The sequence below is a fragment of the Rhizobium sp. BK512 genome, from assembly GCF_014194915.1.
In the GTDB taxonomy this organism is placed as follows: Bacteria; Pseudomonadota; Alphaproteobacteria; order Rhizobiales; family Rhizobiaceae; genus Rhizobium.
The window spans coordinates 744,776-760,639 of the sequence record NZ_JACIAS010000002.1; the positions used below are offsets into that span (position 1 = coordinate 744,776).

General features: G+C 60.7%; 15 protein-coding genes. 4 read left to right on the forward strand and 11 right to left on the reverse strand.

Annotated elements, in window-relative coordinates; all coding sequences use genetic code 11:
* Positions 1 to 33: 33 nt before the first annotated feature.
* Positions 34 to 213, reverse strand: a complete 180-nt coding sequence (locus FHX06_RS35555) for a hypothetical protein (protein ID WP_112547180.1) — start codon at positions 211 to 213, stop codon at positions 34 to 36.
* Positions 214 to 535: 322 nt separating this feature from the next.
* Here FHX06_RS35555 and FHX06_RS09595 point away from each other — a divergent pair, with 322 nt between their 5' ends.
* Together FHX06_RS09595 and FHX06_RS09600 are read left to right on the forward strand one after the other, a co-directional pair.
* Entirely contained in the window at positions 536 to 1,471 is a 936-nt protein-coding gene (locus tag FHX06_RS09595; RefSeq protein WP_113210586.1) for a flagellin, read from the forward strand.
* Between the two features lie 318 nt (positions 1,472 to 1,789).
* Positions 1,790 to 2,539 carry a cytochrome c biogenesis CcdA family protein gene (locus FHX06_RS09600; RefSeq protein ID WP_112547178.1) on the forward strand — a complete coding sequence of 250 codons (750 nt, stop codon included), beginning with the start codon at positions 1,790 to 1,792 and terminating at the stop codon, positions 2,537 to 2,539.
* Between the two features lie 31 nt (positions 2,540 to 2,570).
* On the opposite strand, the gene FHX06_RS09605 is transcribed toward FHX06_RS09600, so the two are convergent.
* The 5 genes from FHX06_RS09605 to cysG are packed head-to-tail and all read right to left on the reverse strand — an operon-like array spanning position 2,571 to position 7,778.
* Positions 2,571 to 3,782, reverse strand: coding sequence for a UbiH/UbiF family hydroxylase (locus FHX06_RS09605; protein ID WP_113210585.1), 1,212 nt, complete (start codon positions 3,780 to 3,782; stop codon positions 2,571 to 2,573).
* A 41-nt stretch (positions 3,783 to 3,823) separates the two neighbouring features.
* Positions 3,824 to 4,336 (reverse strand): DUF934 domain-containing protein, encoded by a 513-nt coding sequence (locus FHX06_RS09610; RefSeq protein WP_112547233.1) that lies wholly within the window; start codon positions 4,334 to 4,336, stop codon positions 3,824 to 3,826.
* Between the two features lie 10 nt (positions 4,337 to 4,346).
* Positions 4,347 to 6,017, reverse strand: coding sequence for a nitrite/sulfite reductase (locus FHX06_RS09615; RefSeq protein ID WP_112968441.1), 1,671 nt, complete (start codon positions 6,015 to 6,017; stop codon positions 4,347 to 4,349).
* An 8-nt stretch (positions 6,018 to 6,025) separates the two neighbouring features.
* Positions 6,026 to 6,340, reverse strand: a complete 315-nt coding sequence (locus FHX06_RS09620) for a DUF2849 domain-containing protein (RefSeq protein ID WP_112547175.1) — start codon at positions 6,338 to 6,340, stop codon at positions 6,026 to 6,028.
* 1 nt (position 6,341) lies between these two features.
* Positions 6,342 to 7,778, reverse strand: coding sequence for a siroheme synthase CysG (gene cysG, locus FHX06_RS09625; RefSeq protein WP_113210584.1), 1,437 nt, complete (start codon positions 7,776 to 7,778; stop codon positions 6,342 to 6,344).
* 301 nt (positions 7,779 to 8,079) lie between these two features.
* On the opposite strand from cysG, the gene FHX06_RS09630 reads away from it, so the two are divergent.
* Positions 8,080 to 8,667, forward strand: a complete 588-nt coding sequence (locus FHX06_RS09630) for a nucleoside deaminase (protein WP_183879043.1) — start codon at positions 8,080 to 8,082, stop codon at positions 8,665 to 8,667.
* A 6-nt stretch (positions 8,668 to 8,673) separates the two neighbouring features.
* The gene (gene mazG / locus FHX06_RS09635; protein WP_113210582.1) at positions 8,674 to 9,519 is read left to right on the forward strand and encodes a nucleoside triphosphate pyrophosphohydrolase; all 846 of its coding nucleotides are present in this window, start codon (positions 8,674 to 8,676) and stop codon (positions 9,517 to 9,519) included.
* Positions 9,520 to 9,537: 18 nt separating this feature from the next.
* Here the strand turns inward: mazG and hflX are convergent, their stop codons facing one another.
* The 5 genes from hflX to FHX06_RS09660 all read right to left on the reverse strand — a co-directional run bounded on the left by hflX (position 9,538) and on the right by FHX06_RS09660 (position 15,840).
* Positions 9,538 to 10,863, reverse strand: a complete 1,326-nt coding sequence (gene hflX, locus FHX06_RS09640; protein ID WP_113210581.1) for a GTPase HflX — start codon at positions 10,861 to 10,863, stop codon at positions 9,538 to 9,540.
* A gap of 78 nt (positions 10,864 to 10,941) precedes the next feature.
* Complete coding sequence (gene hfq / locus FHX06_RS09645; RefSeq protein ID WP_003539403.1) at positions 10,942 to 11,184, reverse strand: RNA chaperone Hfq; 243 nt, start codon at positions 11,182 to 11,184, stop codon at positions 10,942 to 10,944.
* Between the two features lie 110 nt (positions 11,185 to 11,294).
* On the reverse strand, positions 11,295 to 12,158 hold the full coding sequence (locus tag FHX06_RS09650) for a D-amino-acid transaminase (protein WP_113210580.1): 864 nt from the start codon (positions 12,156 to 12,158) through the stop codon (positions 11,295 to 11,297).
* A gap of 60 nt (positions 12,159 to 12,218) precedes the next feature.
* Positions 12,219 to 13,583, reverse strand: coding sequence for a sigma-54-dependent transcriptional regulator (locus FHX06_RS09655; RefSeq protein ID WP_112547169.1), 1,365 nt, complete (start codon positions 13,581 to 13,583; stop codon positions 12,219 to 12,221).
* Positions 13,573 to 15,840, reverse strand: a complete 2,268-nt coding sequence (locus FHX06_RS09660) for a sensor histidine kinase NtrY-like (protein WP_112547168.1) — start codon at positions 15,838 to 15,840, stop codon at positions 13,573 to 13,575. Before FHX06_RS09660 ends, FHX06_RS09655 begins: the two co-directional genes overlap by 11 nt.
* Between the last annotated feature and the right edge of the window lie 24 nt (positions 15,841 to 15,864).

Genomic DNA, 15,864 nt, shown 5'->3' on the forward strand with positions numbered 1-15,864 from the left:
TCCTGGCAGCTTGACCTCCCGACTCATTCACTCTCAATAGCTGCAGGAGCGACCATCATTCGGCCTGAAACCGTCCCGGCAGGCAAGGTTCATCGAATCTCCAGGCACGTAGCCGGAGGCGGAGCCATAAGAATTCGGGGGCGTTGCGCATGCCGTCAGCACGGAAATGCCAATCAGCGCGCCAACTGCCACAAATGCCCGAAACCTGCTCATCAATATTTCTCCTCTTGGATTCTCTCGCGATAATCTATCACGCGGTCACAACAACGGAATGGCCTTATGCCGGAAAAGGCTTACAGCCCGTTTCCACCTGACTGATTCGCGTGGCTATCCCTATTCGGAATCGCACGGCCCTCCAATCGCGGCCGCCTCGGCATTGCAACTTCTAGCTTTACGTTATTAGCAATGTGTTAGCCATCATGGCGTTTAACAGACGTACGAACGGCCCGACGCCTTTGCGAGTCGGAGCATGATGCTGGGTACCGTCGATCGGCAGGACGCCGGATAGGCCTTCCTCTTCTTTGGTGACGAGACGATGACCAGTATCCTGACGAACACTTCGGCTATGGCAGCGCTAAAAACTTTGCGCAGCATCAACAAGCAACTGGCTGAAACGCAGCAACGCCTGGCGACCGGCTATCGTATCAACAAGGCCTCCGATAATCCGGCCTACTGGTCGATCGCCACGACAATGCGTTCCGATGACAAGGCGCTTTCCGCCGTTCAGGATGCGCTGGGTCTCGGCGCTGCCAAACTCGATACAGCCTATGCCGCAATGGACAGCGCCATCAGCGTCGTCGACGAGATCAAGGCCAAGATCGTCGCCGCAACCGAAAAGGGTGTGGACAAGGCCAAGATCCAGGACGAAATCAGCCAGCTTCAATCCCAGCTCCTCAGCATTGCCCAGTCTGCCTCCTTTGCCGGCGAAAACTGGCTTGTCGGCGGCAACAGCACGAAGAATGTCATCTCTTCCTTCGTTCGCGATGCAAGCAATGGTGTCAGCGTCAAGACGACCGATTACGCTCTCGACAGCTCCACGAGCGGGAACGTCCTTTTTGGCCTCAATACAAGTGGCATGATCGACACATCGTCCGGCCTGCTTGGTTCATCCATCGTCGGCTCGTATGGCGGCGTTTCGATCATCATGCCCTCGATTTTTTCAATCGACGTCACCAACATGAGCCTTGGCGATCTGCAGGTGGCGCTCCAGGGCGTGGACCTGACGATCGGCAAGATGACGGATGCCGCTTCCAAGCTCGGTTCGATGCAGAAACGAATCGACATGCAGCAGAACTTCGTCAGCGATCTCCGCGATTCGATCCAGTCCGGCATTGGCCGCCTCGTCGATGCCAATATGGAAGAAGAGGCAACCAGGCTTGCGGCGCTTCAAACGCAACAGCAGCTCGCCATTCAGGCGCTATCGATCGCAAATGCATCGACGCAGAACATATTGATCCTGTTCCGTCGTTAACAGGCAGGAGAGCACGCGGAAGGTCCGGCGCCAGCCTCGTATGGACGCAGACCGGACCTCCCGGCATTTGCAGTGGGGTGCCTGCAAATGCCGGGCAATACCACCAGTCACGTCTGAGTCGATCTACTCAGAGAGCCAATGATGGTTTGCGCGCGGTTAATATCCACGCGCCTTGTCTCATGTTGGGATAATTGGAGCATCCCGCATGGCCTGCGGCAATGTGGAGATCCGTCCTGCTATGTCCGCGCAAAAAGGTGATTGGCAATCGCCCCGCCACGGCGCTAGGAACATCGCTCAGACTGCCGCCGGAGAGAATGCGTGTCGATTGCCGATATTTCCCTTTGGAGCGCGCTGCTTGCCGGAGCGCTATCCTTCCTGTCGCCTTGCGTGCTTCCGCTCGTTCCACCCTACCTTTGTTATATGGCGGGCATTTCGGTCGAGCAGTTCCGTGGCGGCGGCGCGGTTGCTGCCGGGCCGGACGTGCGGCGCGGCGTGCTTTTCTCGGCGCTTTTCTTCACCCTCGGCTTTGCGACCGTCTTCGTGGCGCTTGGCGCCGGTGCATCGACGATCGGCATGGTGCTGCGCCAGCACCTCGACCTGCTCGCCAAGATCGGCGGCCTGATCATCATCGTCATGGGATTGAATTTTCTGGGGCTTTTCCGAATCGGTCTTCTGGCGCGCGAGGCCCGCTTTCAGGGCAATGGCAAGCCGGCGACCCTGACAGGCGCCTATATCATGGGCCTTGCCTTCGCCTTCGGCTGGACGCCCTGCATCGGGCCGGTGCTCGGGGCGATCCTTGGGGTTGCGGCATCTCGCGAAACGGTTGGCTCAGGTGCGGGTTTGCTCGCCGTCTATTCGCTCGGCCTTGCCGTGCCCTTCTGGATTGCCGCCGGCTTTTCAGGCGCCTTCATGCGCTTCCTGTCGCGCTTCCGCCGGCACCTTGGCACGGTGGAGAAGATCATGGGCGTCTTCCTCGTGCTGACCGGCCTCGCCTTTCTGCTCGGCTGGGTCAGCAACGTGGCGATCTGGTTTCAACAGAGCTTTCCGATCCTGATGCAAATCGGCTGAGCAAAGACGCTCTGGCCGATTGCAATGGAATTCAGGCTTTCTTCCGCTTCAACCGTTCCTTGATCGCATCCGGGATATCGCGGAAGCCGCGCCCCGGCTCGATGCCTTCGCGCATGACGATATTGCGCAAGGGCGGGATGGCCGACAGGACATGCAGCCCTGCGGCGCGCAGCACCTGCACCGGCAGGAAATCGGAAAGAAGCGAACGATTGAGGAGATCGACGCTTGCGGTGCGCGTCAGGATGTCGGCACGACGCTTGCGGTCGAAGCTGCTGCCGGCGTCGGCGGCGACAGGCAATTCCGCGCGGGCAGAGAGGAGATCGCTCAGCGCCATGATATCACGAAGGCTGAGATTGAGGCCCTGCGCGCCGATCGGCGGGAAGACATGGGCGGCCTCGCCGACCAGTGCTACGCGGCCCTTGCCGAAACGATGCGCCATCATGCCTGACAGAGGCCAGATCTGCGCGCCCTCCTCGACAGTGACCTTGCCGAGTATGGATTGCATGCGCTCCTCCACGACATTGCCAAGCTCGGCCAGCGACAGCTCGATGCGGGCGGCGGCATCGGAGGGGTTCTGCACCCAGACGAGGCTGGAGCGATTGCCCGGCAGCGGCACCTGCGTGAAGGGGCCGTGCTCGGTGTGGAATTCCGTGGAGATATTCTGGTGCGGCAGCGTATGGGTGAAATTCAGCACCATGGCCGATTGCGGATAGGACCAGGTGCGGACATCGATGCCGACCGTTTCCCTGAGCTTCGACTTGCGGCCATCGGCGCCGACGGCGAAGTCGGCTACGATCTCTTCGCCGTCCGCGAGCGTGACCGTCACGGCTTCAGGAGCGACGCCGATCGTCTCGGCCATGCCGGTGAAACGGGTAATATTGCCCTCAGCCGCAATCGCGGTTTCGAGCACATCCATCAGCGCCTTGTTCGGGAAGTTGTAGCCAAAGGCATCGAGCCCTACTTCGGCAGAGCGGAACGTCGTGGTCGGAGCACGCAGCAGGCGGTTTGTGCCGTCGATGATGCGCATGCTGGTAAGAGGTGCGGCTGCCGGACGAAGCTTCTCCCAGAGTGTCAGCCGATCCAGGAAGCGAATCGACTGGTCCATCAGTGCCGTGGTACGGCGGTCCTCCTTGGGAGCGGGAGGGGCGACCAGCGCCACATTGCGACCGCCGCGCGCCAGGGCGACTGCGGCGATCATGCCGGCGAGACCGCCGCCGATCACCGCCACTTCGAATTTGCTCATGCTATCGTTCCGTCATCAAGAAGACGGCAGAACCGGCGGCCTCAGGCGGCCGGCTTTGCCTGACGGCGCCAACTATAGCCCTTGCCGGCTTCGGCGTCACGCACCGCCGGCTGATAATGATGCGGAATGGACGGCAGGCGCTTTTCCGAAAGACGGCGGATCGCCGTCTCGTTGGTGACGGCGAAACTGTCGATGCCGACGCGCAGCATCAGCGGCACCTGGTCGATCAGCACATCGCCGACCGCACGCAGCTCGTTGGTATAACCGAGGCGCTGGCGAAGAAGCGACGCATGGCTGAAGGCGCGGCCGTCGTTGAAGGCCGGAAATGCCACAGCCACGATCTCCAGGCGATACAGATAAGGTTCAAGTTTCAGCACGTCGTCAGCCGGCTTGATAACCACGCCGAGGCCAACATCGTTGCTCTCATCCGCCTTGGCGATCAGCTCGTCGAGCGTCAGCAGCGGCTTCTGGTCGCCGGATGCCTTGACCTCGTCGGTTTCGATCACCCACGGGTCGTTCTCGACAAAACCGCTCTCTCTCCAGATCTTCGTCATCATCCCCTCCTTATGCCGCTTCCTGAGCCGAACCGTAGAGCGCATCCTTGAAAGGCTGCGGACCGACGCGGCGATAGGCCGCTAGGAAGATTTCCGAAGGATCGAGGCGCAGGCCGAGATAGGTGTCGACGATCGTCTCGATGGCATCCGTCACCTTGTCCGGCTCGAAGCCGCGGCCGATGATTTCGCCGATCGAGGTATGCTCGTCGCCCGAACCGCCAAGCGTGATCTGGTAGAGTTCAGCGCCCTTCTTTTCAACACCCAGAAGACCGATATGGCCGACATGGTGGTGGCCGCAGGCGTTGATGCAGCCGGAGATCTTGATCTTCAGCTCACCGATCTCGGCCTGGCGGGCTGGATCGCCGAAGCGGCGGGAAATTTCCTGCGCAACCGGAATGGAGCGCGCATTGGCAAGTGCGCAATAGTCCAGCCCCGGACAGGCAATGATATCGGTGATCAGGCCGGCATTGGCTTCGGCGAGATCAATCGCAACGAGGCCACGATAGACGGCTTCGAGATCAGCGAGCGCCACATGTGGCAGGATGAGGTTCTGCTCATGGCTGACGCGGATTTCGTCAAAGGCATATTCCTCGGCGATATCGGCAATGGCATCCATCTGCGAGTCGGAGGCGTCGCCCGGGATTCCGCCGATCGGCTTCAACGAGATCGTCACCATGCCGTAATCGGGGTTCTTGTGCGGCTGGACATTCTGCTGCACCCAGCGGGCAAAAGCCGGATCGGCCTTCTTCCAGCGGGCAAGGTTTTCCCAGCCCTCGGCACGCTGCGGCAGGGCCGGCGGTGCGAAATAGGCAGTGATCGCTTGAACGTCGCTTTCCGGCAGCTTCAGCTCGCTATCCTTCAGCTGGGCGAATTCAACCTCGACCTGACGGGCGAGTTCTTCGGCGCCGGTCTCATGGACAAGGATCTTGATGCGGGCCTTGTACTTGTTGTCGCGGCGACCATGCAGGTTATACACGCGCATGACGGCGGTGGTGTAGGACAGCAGGTCCTCTTCCGGCAGGAAATCGCGGATCAGCTTGGCGACCATCGGCGTGCGGCCTTGCCCGCCACCGACATAGACGGCGAAGCCGATCTCGCCCTTGTCGTTCTTCTTCAGATGCAGACCGATATCGTGCACCTGGATGGCAGCGCGGTCGCGCTCGGCGCCTGTTACCGCAATCTTGAACTTGCGCGGCAGGAAGGAGAATTCCGGATGGACTGACGACCACTGGCGCAGGATTTCGGCATAGGGGCGCGGATCGGCGACTTCATCGGCGGCGGCACCGGCGAAGTGGTCGGCCGTCACATTGCGGATGCAGTTGCCCGACGTCTGCATGGCGTGCATCTCGACCGTTGCGAGCTCGGCAAGAACGTCCGGCATGTCCGACAGCTTCGGCCAGTTGAACTGCAGGTTCTGGCGCGTGGTGAAATGGCCGTAGCCGCGGTCATAGGTGCGGGCGATATGTGCGAGCATGCGCATCTGGCGCGAGCTCAGCGTGCCGTAGGGAATGGCAATACGCAGCATGTAGGCGTGAAGCTGCAGGTAAACGCCGTTCATCAGGCGCAGCGGCTTGAATGCGTCCTCGGCCAGTTCGCCGGAAAGGCGGCGCTGGACCTGATCGCGAAACTGCTCGACGCGCTCGGCGACAAAGGCGTGGTCAAATTCGTCGTAACGGTACATCGTCTTCCTCAGACTGCAATGAATTCGGGATCGGCCGGCTTGTAGCCGGGCGCATATTCCATGGTCGGGCCCTGGGCGCGGATACGCTCGCGCAGGCGCAGCGGCCAGAGCTGGCCGTTGGTCTCCTGGACGTCGACGACGGCAACGTCGACGACCTTGTTGTCGGCGTAGGATTTCTTGCCGATCTCCTCAAGGGCAGCGACGGCTTCGGCATGGCGGGCAACGAGTGCCTCCTGCAACGAGGTCACCCACTCGCCGTTGGCGTTCAGCCAGACGGCGATGCCATCGCCCAGGCGGTTGGCGGTCAGAACCTTGTCTACCATGTCAGCTCCTTGCAAGTTCATCGAACCGGGCGCGTTCACGCACCAAAGGTTCGGACAGTTCGAAATTGGCGCCTGCGACAGCATCGCCGATAATGACCATGACCGGGCCAGTCAATTCGTCACGATGCTGCAGGTCGGGAAGATCGCGCAAAATGCCATGAAGCAGCCGGCGATCGGCACGGCTGGCATTCTCGATGACGGCAACCGTGGTTTCGGCGGGAATGCCTGCCTGCATCAGCTTCTCGGCAACGGAAGCTGCAACCGTGCGGCCCATATAGACGGCGATTGTGGCGCCCGATACGGCGAGGCTTGCCCAGTCCGGGAGCACGTCACCCGTCAGATCATGTCCGGTCGTGAAAACCAGCGAAGAGGCGACGCCGCGAAGCGTCAACGGCAGCTCGAAATCAGCGGCGGCAGCAAATGCCGAAGTGATGCCAGGCACGATCTCATAGGAGATGCCGGCGGCACGCAGGGCGGCCATCTCTTCGCCTGCCCGGCCATAGACTAGCGGATCGCCGCTCTTCAGGCGTACGACGCGTTTGCCCTGGCGGCCCAAGTCGACCAAGAGATCGTTGATCTCTTCCTGAGACTTCGAATGGCAGCCCTTGCGCTTGCCGACCGAAAGACGTTCCGCATCACGGCGACCCATATCGACGATCGCCTGCGGTACGAGCGCGTCATAGACGATGACATCGGCTTCCATCATCACGCGCTGCGCACGCAAGGTCAGGAGATCCTCGGCGCCCGGACCTGCGCCGACAAGCCAGACATGACCTTCGACGCGATCCAGCGAACGCAGCAGACCGTTGGCGGCGCGGCGAGCTCGCGGGATGTTGCCGTTGGCGACGGCATCGGCGACAGGGCCGGAGAAGAAGCGACGCCAAAAGATGCGACGGGAAACGCCACGTGGAACGAGATGCTCAACCGTCTTGCGATAGTTCGTCGCCAGAGCCGCCAGACGCCCGAGCGAGGGCGACAGGAGCTGATCGATCTGGGCGCGGATCATCTGGGCGAGCACCGGCCCTGCCCCTTCGGTGCCGATCGCGACGGCAACAGGCGCGCGATTGACGAGAGCGGGGGTGAAGAAATCGCAATAATCCGGCTGGTCGACGGCATTGGCCGGGATCTTGGCCGCGCGGGCGGCATCGACGATACGGCGATCCTGTTCCGCATCGCCGGTTGCCGCAAACACCAGAGCAGCACCATCGACCTGGTCAGACGTAAAGGCTTCGCGGACGGTATCGATGCGGTTGGCAATCAGAAAAGCGTGGAAATCGGCTTCAGGGCGATCAGTATGCGCAACAATGCGCGCCTGCGTATTCAACAGCAGGCGAACCTTGGCGAATGCTTCGTCGCCATTGCCGAAAACGGCGGCAACCCGGCCTTCCACGCGAAAGAAGGCGGGAAATACCGAAAGCTGTTCAGTCCTGGGAGGCATTCTCAATCCACTTCGAAGTTGCCCGAATATGCATTCTCTGGACAAGCGAATGAAGAAACAGAATTCCAAAGGCCGGCCAGTCACGTATTCTTTTACCCGGTTGATCAGTGATTTGAGAAAACTCACCCGTGCGGCGCAAAAGCCACATATCCTGAGCGTATCGATTAGGTTTTTCGCTGCGGACTACGGGGCGGCACGGGAAGCGACGCCAATAAAAGCCTGTGGCAAAGTCGCCCGCGAAACAGTTGCGCATTCCGCTTCATTCCGATGGACGGTAGGATAACACGAACAGGAGAATTTCATGCCGGAAAAGACAATCGCCTCCCGCCTGCTGCAGGTCATGGAAGAGAATATCCTGCCGATGACGGAACTTGGTGTCGCCACCGGCAACAAGGTCTTCGGGGCGGCTATCCTGCGCAAATCCGATCTTTCGCTCATTGTCGCCGAAACCAATAACGAGCTCGAAAACCCGCTCTGGCACGGCGAAGTGCACACGCTGAAGCGCTTCTACGAGCTTAACGACAAACCCGCGACGAAAGACCTGGTCTTTCTCTCCACTCATGAACCCTGCACCATGTGCATGTCGGCCATCACGTGGGCCGGGTTCGATAATTTCTACTACTTCTTCAGCCACGAGGATTCGCGCGACAGCTTCGCGATCCCGCATGACCTGAAAATCCTGAAGGAGGTATTCGGCCTTGAACCCGGCGGCTACCGGCGGCAGAACGCCTTCTGGAACAGCTTTGCGATCGCCGATCTCGTCGAGACCGAGGATGAACAGCTGAAAGCCGACCTCAAACTGCAGACCGCACGGATCAAGTCCCGCTATGACGCCCTTTCCAACACCTATCAGGCAACCAAGAGTGCCAACGACATTCCGCTGAACTGAGAGACCATGGAACCTTCGAAAGACATTTCGCGCCTGATCGAAATCATGGCGGCACTTCGCAATCCCGAGACCGGCTGCCCGTGGGACGTCCAGCAGGATTTCGAGAGCATCAAACCCTATACGCTCGAAGAAGCCTATGAAGTTGCCGACGCGATCGAGCGCAAGGACATGGACGACCTCTGCGATGAACTCGGCGACCTGCTGCTGCAGGTGGTCTTTCATGCGCGCATGGCCGAGGAAGCCGGAGAATTCTCGTTCGGCGATGTCGTGGAAGCCATCACCCGCAAGATGATCCGCCGCCATCCGCATGTGTTTGCCCGTTCGGATGCCGACACGCCCGACGCCGTGAAGAAGCAGTGGGACGAGATCAAGCAGGCAGAGAAGCGCGAGCGCGCCGAGCGCAGGGCGCGGCGCGGCATGACAGAAGATTTCAAGGCCGGCTTCCTCGGCTCGGTGCAACGCAGCTTTCCGGCGCTGACCGAAGCGCTGAAGCTACAAGAACGAGCGGCCAAGGTCGGCTTCGATTGGTCGGCGCCCGAACCGATCCTCGACAAGATCGAGGAGGAAGTCGATGAGCTGCGCGTTGCGCTGCGCGACGGCGACAAGTCAAAGGTCAGCGACGAACTCGGCGACCTGATCTTCGCTGTCGTCAATATCGGTCGGCATGTGAAGGCCGATCCGGAACAGGCACTGCGCGGAACGAACACGAAGTTCAGACGCCGATTCAATCACATAGAGACGGTTCTTGATGCGGAAGGCGAGAGCCTGGAAGCGGCCAGCCTGGAGCGAATGGAAGAGATCTGGCAGGCGGCCAAGGCAATTGAGCGGGCTGTGGTAGCTCAGGCGGAGTGAAACTTCGCCCAAATGGGATTATCGCTCCCAGTCTTCCTTGGCGGGCTTCGCGCCATTGCCGATGCGGCGCTCGAGTTCGGCGGCCTCCGTCTCGGACAGGCGGAGGTCCAGCGTCACGGAACCGTCCTCGTTGTCCTCGCGGCTGTCGACGACGGCATGGTCGTAGAGCCAGGGCAATAGCGCCAGCCTGTCGACAGGCAAGGTGACAGTCGTTTCCGTCATGACGCCGGATAGACGGCGGCTGATTTCATCCATAAGCCCGTCCACGCCCTCGCCGCTGATGGCGGAAACGGCAATGACATTCTTCATGCCGGAGGACTTCTGCACCATGGCGTCATGGGCTTCGGGTTCGAGCCGGTCGATCTTGTTCCAGACCTCGAGAATGCGGCGTTCGCCTTCAGCCTCGTCGATACCGAGGTCATTCAGGATGCGCAGCACGTCAGAGCTCTGGGCCTGATTGTCCACGTCGGACATATCGCGCACATGGAGGATGAGATCGGCTTCCAGCACCTCTTCCAGCGTGGCGCGGAAGGCGGCGACCAGATGAGTCGGCAGGTCGGAGATGAAGCCGACGGTATCGGACAGGATGACGGTGCGGCCATGCGGCAACTTCATGCGGCGCAGTGTCGGGTCGAGCGTGGCGAAGAGCATGTCTTCAGCGAGGACCCCTGCCCCGGTAATGCGGTTGAACAGCGTCGACTTGCCGGCGTTGGTGTAACCGACGAGCGCCACGATCGGATGCGGCACCTTCCTGCGCTTGGCGCGATGAAGCTGGCGGGTGCGGACGACCTGTTCCAGCTCACGTTCGAGCTTGATGATGCGATCCTGCAGCAGACGCCGGTCGGCTTCGATCTGGGTTTCACCCGGACCACCCATGAAGCCGCCACCGCCACGCTGGCGTTCAAGGTGGGTCCAGCTTCGGACCAGGCGGCCCTTCTGATAGTTCAGATGCGCAAGATCGACCTGCAGTGTGCCTTCCTTGGTCGAGGCACGGCGGCCGAAGATTTCGAGGATCAGGCCCGTCCGGTCGATGACCTTGGCGTTCCATTCCTTTTCCAGATTCCGCTGCTGCACCGGCGTCAACGGGTGATCGACGATCACAAGACCGGAGTTGCGCTCGTCCAGTAGGTGTTTGATTTCCTCGATCTTGCCCGTTCCGAGAAGCGTAGCCGGGCGTGGATCGTTGACCGGCACGATCGAGCCATTGACGACGTCGAGATCGATTGCCTGCGCCAGGCCGGTCGCCTCGTCGAGACGGCTTTCCGGCGTTCGGGTCGATGCCGATTCGCTCTGCCCGCCGCGCGAGCGCGATTTGAGCACCGGCACAACGACGGTCGCGCGCATATCATCCCTGTGCTTGGCAGCTTCAGGGATGATGGAATCGTTTTTTGTATCGCGTGTCGAAATGACGGCCGGCCTTGGTTAGGACGCTGCTTCTTCGCTCTCGAACATCTGCATTGGCTGACCAGGCATGATTGTCGAGATCGCGTGCTTATACACGAGCTGCGAATGTCCGTCACGACGGAGAAGAACACAGAAATTGTCGAAAGACGTGACAACGCCTGTGAGTTTTACGCCGTTAATCAGAAAGATTGTCAGGGAAATCTTTTGCTTACGTACAGTATTGAGAAATAAGTCCTGCAGATTCTGAGAACGTTCCGCCATCGCGCCGCTTCTTTCTTTATTGCCGGCCTGATCAAGCCGGTAGAATATCAATCAACCTCTCCAGCAAGGCAGGTGGCACCCTCATTCCTCCTGTCCAGCAAATCTTGGTATCAAATCGTAATCTTTTCCGCAACGTCGAAAAAGGCTTCCCGAATATTCTGCGAAAGGCTTCCGGGATGACCATTCGCAATGGCCTGTCCATCTACGGAAACGACCGGAAAACAAATGCTTGTGGCGGCGGTGATGAAGACCTCGCGGGCTGCCATCATCTCCGAAACGGAGAATTTCCGCTCGACGATCTTGACCCCCAATCTGGCTGCGACGTCGATGAGAGTCGTACGCGTGATACCCCGCAGGATACCATGGTCGGCAGGCCGCGTTACCAGCGTACCGTCGGCATCGACGATCCAGACATTGGTTGCAGCCCCTTCCTTCACCATGCCCTCGGCATCGATATAGATCGCTTCCTGGGCTCCGGCTTCCTTGGCCTGCTGGCGCGCAAGCGCGTTCGGCAATAGCCCGACCGACTTGATGTCGACTCGGTCCCAGCGATTGTCCGGAACGGTGATCGCCTTTATGCCAGTGGCATTCTTCCTCGCGATGATGGATGGATCGGTGCTCTTGGCCGTCACGACGATCGAGGGCGGGGTTCCGGTTGCCGGGAAGACATGGTCACGGCGGGCGACGCCACGCGTCACCTGCAGATAGAAGAGACCGTTGCGGACGTGGTTGCGGCGCAGCGTCTCGCGAATCACCTGCGTCAGCGCTGCACGGCTCATCGGCCAGGCGATCCGCAGTTCACTGAGCGAACGGTCGAGACGGTTCAGATGCCGGGTCAGGTCGACGATCAGCCCGTGACGGACCTCGCAGACTTCATAAACACCATCGGCAAACTGATAGCCACGATCCTCCACGTGCACCATGGCATCGGAATGCGGGACGTAACGTCCATTCACATAGGCAATTCTTGGCATTGAAACCTGCTTCAGGCAAAGGAGGGAACCGACGCGACACGAGCCCGCGCCGGAAGAACATCAGACGCCGAGCGACTTCAGCTTGCGATGCAGAGCCGAGCGCTCCATGCCGACGAATTCGGCCGTGCGCGAGATATTGCCGCCGAAGCGGTTGATCTGGGCGATCAGATAATCCTTCTCGAACATCTCGCGGGCTTCGCGCAGCGGCAGCGTCATGATGTGGTAGTCGTTCTTGGCCGAGACCTTCGGCAGCATGTCACCCAGATCGGTCGGCAGCATGTCTGCAGTGATCGGCGCATCCGGACCGTCCGTGCGGGCAAGGATCATCAACCGCTCGATATTATTGCGGAGCTGACGGATATTGCCCGGCCAGTCATGGGCCTGCAGCACCGCCATGGCGTCATCGCCGATGCGGCGTGGCCGGATACCCGCCTGTTCGGAGATCTGGCGCATCAGCTGATCGACGAGGAAGGGAATATCTTCCCGGCGTTCGGACAGCTGCGGCACGCGCACCGGCACGACCGCGAGGCGATGATAGAGGTCTTCGCGGAACCAGCCCTCGGCGATGCGGCTTTCCAGATTGTAGGCGGTCGAGGAGATGATGCGCACATCGACCTTGACGCGCTTGGAACCACCGACACGTTCGAACTGCTGATCGACCAGCACGCGCAGGATCTTGTTCTGCGTCTCGCGCGGCATTTCGCCGACTTCATCGAGATAGAGGATGCCGCGATGAGCCTCTTCCAGTGCACCGATCTTGCGCGCCTGCCCTGGCGCGCCCTCGGTGCCGAACAGTGCAACTTCCATGCGGTCGGGCGTGATGTTGGCGGCATTGAGCGCCACAAAGGGGCCGTTGGCGCGCGTCGACTTCTTGTGGATCATGCGCGCCACCAGCTCCTTGCCGGAGCCGGATGCGCCGAAGATCATGATGCGGCTGTTGGTGGGGGCGACCTTTTCGATCGTCTGGCGCAGCTGCGAAACGGCGACCGAGGTGCCGATCAGCTCCAGCGCATCGCCGGCACGGCGCTTGAGCTCGATATTTTCGCGTTTCAGCTTGGAGTTTTCCAACGCCCGTTCGGCGATCAGGATCAGGCGATCCGCCTTGAAGGGCTTTTCGATGAAATCGAAGGCGCCACGTTTGATGGCTGAAACAGCCGTCTCGATGTTGCCGTGACCTGATATCATCACCACGGGAAGCTCGGGATGGCGGGTCCTGATCTCGTCGAGCAGCGAGAGGCCGTCGAGCTTGCTGCCCTGCATCCAGATGTCGAGAAAGACCAGGCGCGGCACGCGATCTGAAATCGCCGCCAGGGCGCTATCGCTATCATGCGCCATGCGGGTTTCGTGCCCTTCATCCGACAGGATGCCGGCAACGATCTCGCGAATGTCGTGTTCATCGTCGACGACGAGAATATCAGAGGCCATAAACGCTTTCCTTGTCACTGGCTGCCGGGGCTGTGGCCACATCGCGGCGTGGCAGATGCACGCGGATCATGGCTCCTCTTCCCTGGTCAAAATCTGCGGGCGCATCATGCAGTTCGAGCTGCCCGCCATGTTCCTCGATGATCTTCTTGACGATGGCCAGGCCGAGACCGGTGCCCTTTTCGCGCATCGTCATGTAGGGCTCCAGAATGCTGTGGCGGTTTTCGACCGGCAGGCCACGTCCGTTGTCGATGATATCGACCGTGAAGCGGTCGCGTGCCTCATCGAGCGACGTGCGCACGAGGATCTTGCGCTCCTCGCGCTCCTCGCTGGGCACGGCTTCGATCGCTTCCACCGCGTTCTTGATCAGATTGCCGAAAGCCTGCCCCAGCATGCGGCTGTCGAACATGCCTTCGAGCCGCTCCTCGCCAAGTTCCTGCAGGAAGGCGATATGGTTGTTGCCCATCTCACGCAGGAAAATCGCGTCGTGGAGGATGGAGCGCAGATCGCTCGGCTCCTTGGTCGGCTTCGGCATGCGGGCAAAGGCCGAGAACTCGTCGACCATGCGGCCGATATCGCCGACCTGGCGGATGATCGTATCCGTGCACTGGTCGAAGACGGCGCGATCGTTTTCGTCGATCTGCTTGCCGTAACGACGCTGGATGCGCTCGGCCGATAGCTGGATCGGCGTCAGCGGGTTCTTGATCTCGTGAGCAATGCGGCGGGCGACATCACCCCAGGCGGTGGAGCGCTGGGCGATGACGAGGTCGGTGATGTCGTCGAGGGTGATGACGTAGGATTCGCTCAGATCACGCACTTCCTCGCGCGTCACCTGGACGCTGAGAGTACGCACCGTACCGCCGCGCACCAGCGCGATCTGCTTGCGGAAATCGCCGCGATAGCGTGCGGCGGCTTCCGTCAGCACCTGATCCACTTCCGGCGCGACCTCCGACAGCTGCTTGCCAAGCAACTCGTCGGCCTGCAGCGCCATCAGCGTTTCGGCAGAACTGTTGACGATGGTAATGCGCCGGTCCTGCTCGACACCGATCACAGCAGCCGTCACACCCGACAGAACGGCCTCGATGAAGCGGCGGCGATCGTCCACCTCATCCTTCGCCTCGAGGATTTCGTCCCGCTGCGTGCGAATTTCCGAGATCATCTTGTTGAAGGTGCGCGACAGGCTGGCGACGTCGCCATCGACAGCGTGGACAGGCACGACAATATCCATATTGCCCGATGCGACGCTATCGGCGGCGGTAATCAGCAGGCGGATCGGCCGCACGATACGGTCGGCGACCGCAATCGCGGTCCAGATCGCCGCAAGCAGCACGATCAGAGCAAAGCCGATGTAGAGAACCGCAAAGGCGATCTGCAGAGAAACCCGGCCGGCTTCCATCGAACGGTATTCGGTGGCGTTCTCCTCCATCATGCGCATGGCATTCATGACCTTGGGGTCCACGGCACGCACCGTATAGAGGAAGGTTCCGGGGATCGATTCGAGCCTGATGATGGCGCCGACAAGGTTGGTCACGCCCGGCGGGATCAGCGTCGGCTGGCCCGCGGCCGCCTTTTCCAGCGCATCCTGCGGGATGGCGGGCAGCGGCTTTTCGGTCGTGATGTCGGCCTGGACATTGACCGAGCCATCGCGCTCGACGAGGAAGGCGCCGAGCAGGCCGCGGCCCCTTGCCTGGCGGGTCATCAGGTCGGCGAAGCCGGTCTTGTCGAGGCTGTAGAGCGCGCGGTTACGCTCAAGATCATTTGCCATCGAAACCGTCTGACCCTGCAGATAGCTGGCATTTTCCAGCATATAGGCCTGGCCGATGTTGCGAGACGAGCTGACGATCGCCTGAGTTCTGAGCGCAAACCACCGGTCAAGGCCGGCATTCAGTGTGATACTGGCAAAGATCGCCACCAGGATCGCCGGCGTGATCGCGACGATCGAGAAAAGCACGACGATACGGATATGCAGGCGCGCAGCCGCACGGCCGCGTGTACGGGCCTTGAAAAGCCGCGCGACTTCACGACCGATCAACGCGATCAGGCCGAGGACAAAGAACGAATTGATGACGACAGAGCCGATTACGACGTGCGAGGTCGGAGCAATCGGCGTCACACCGAGCAGCACGAAGAGCGTGACGGTCGCGCAAACCAGCGCGCCGCCGGCAAGCACAAGGCCGGGTACGGCAAACAGGGCGCGACGGTCGGTCACCGTTGTCACCGCCTCGTTCGCCGTTTCCGGCGATACCCCTTCTTCGTCCATCCAGCCTCTCTTCGGTCGGCAGCG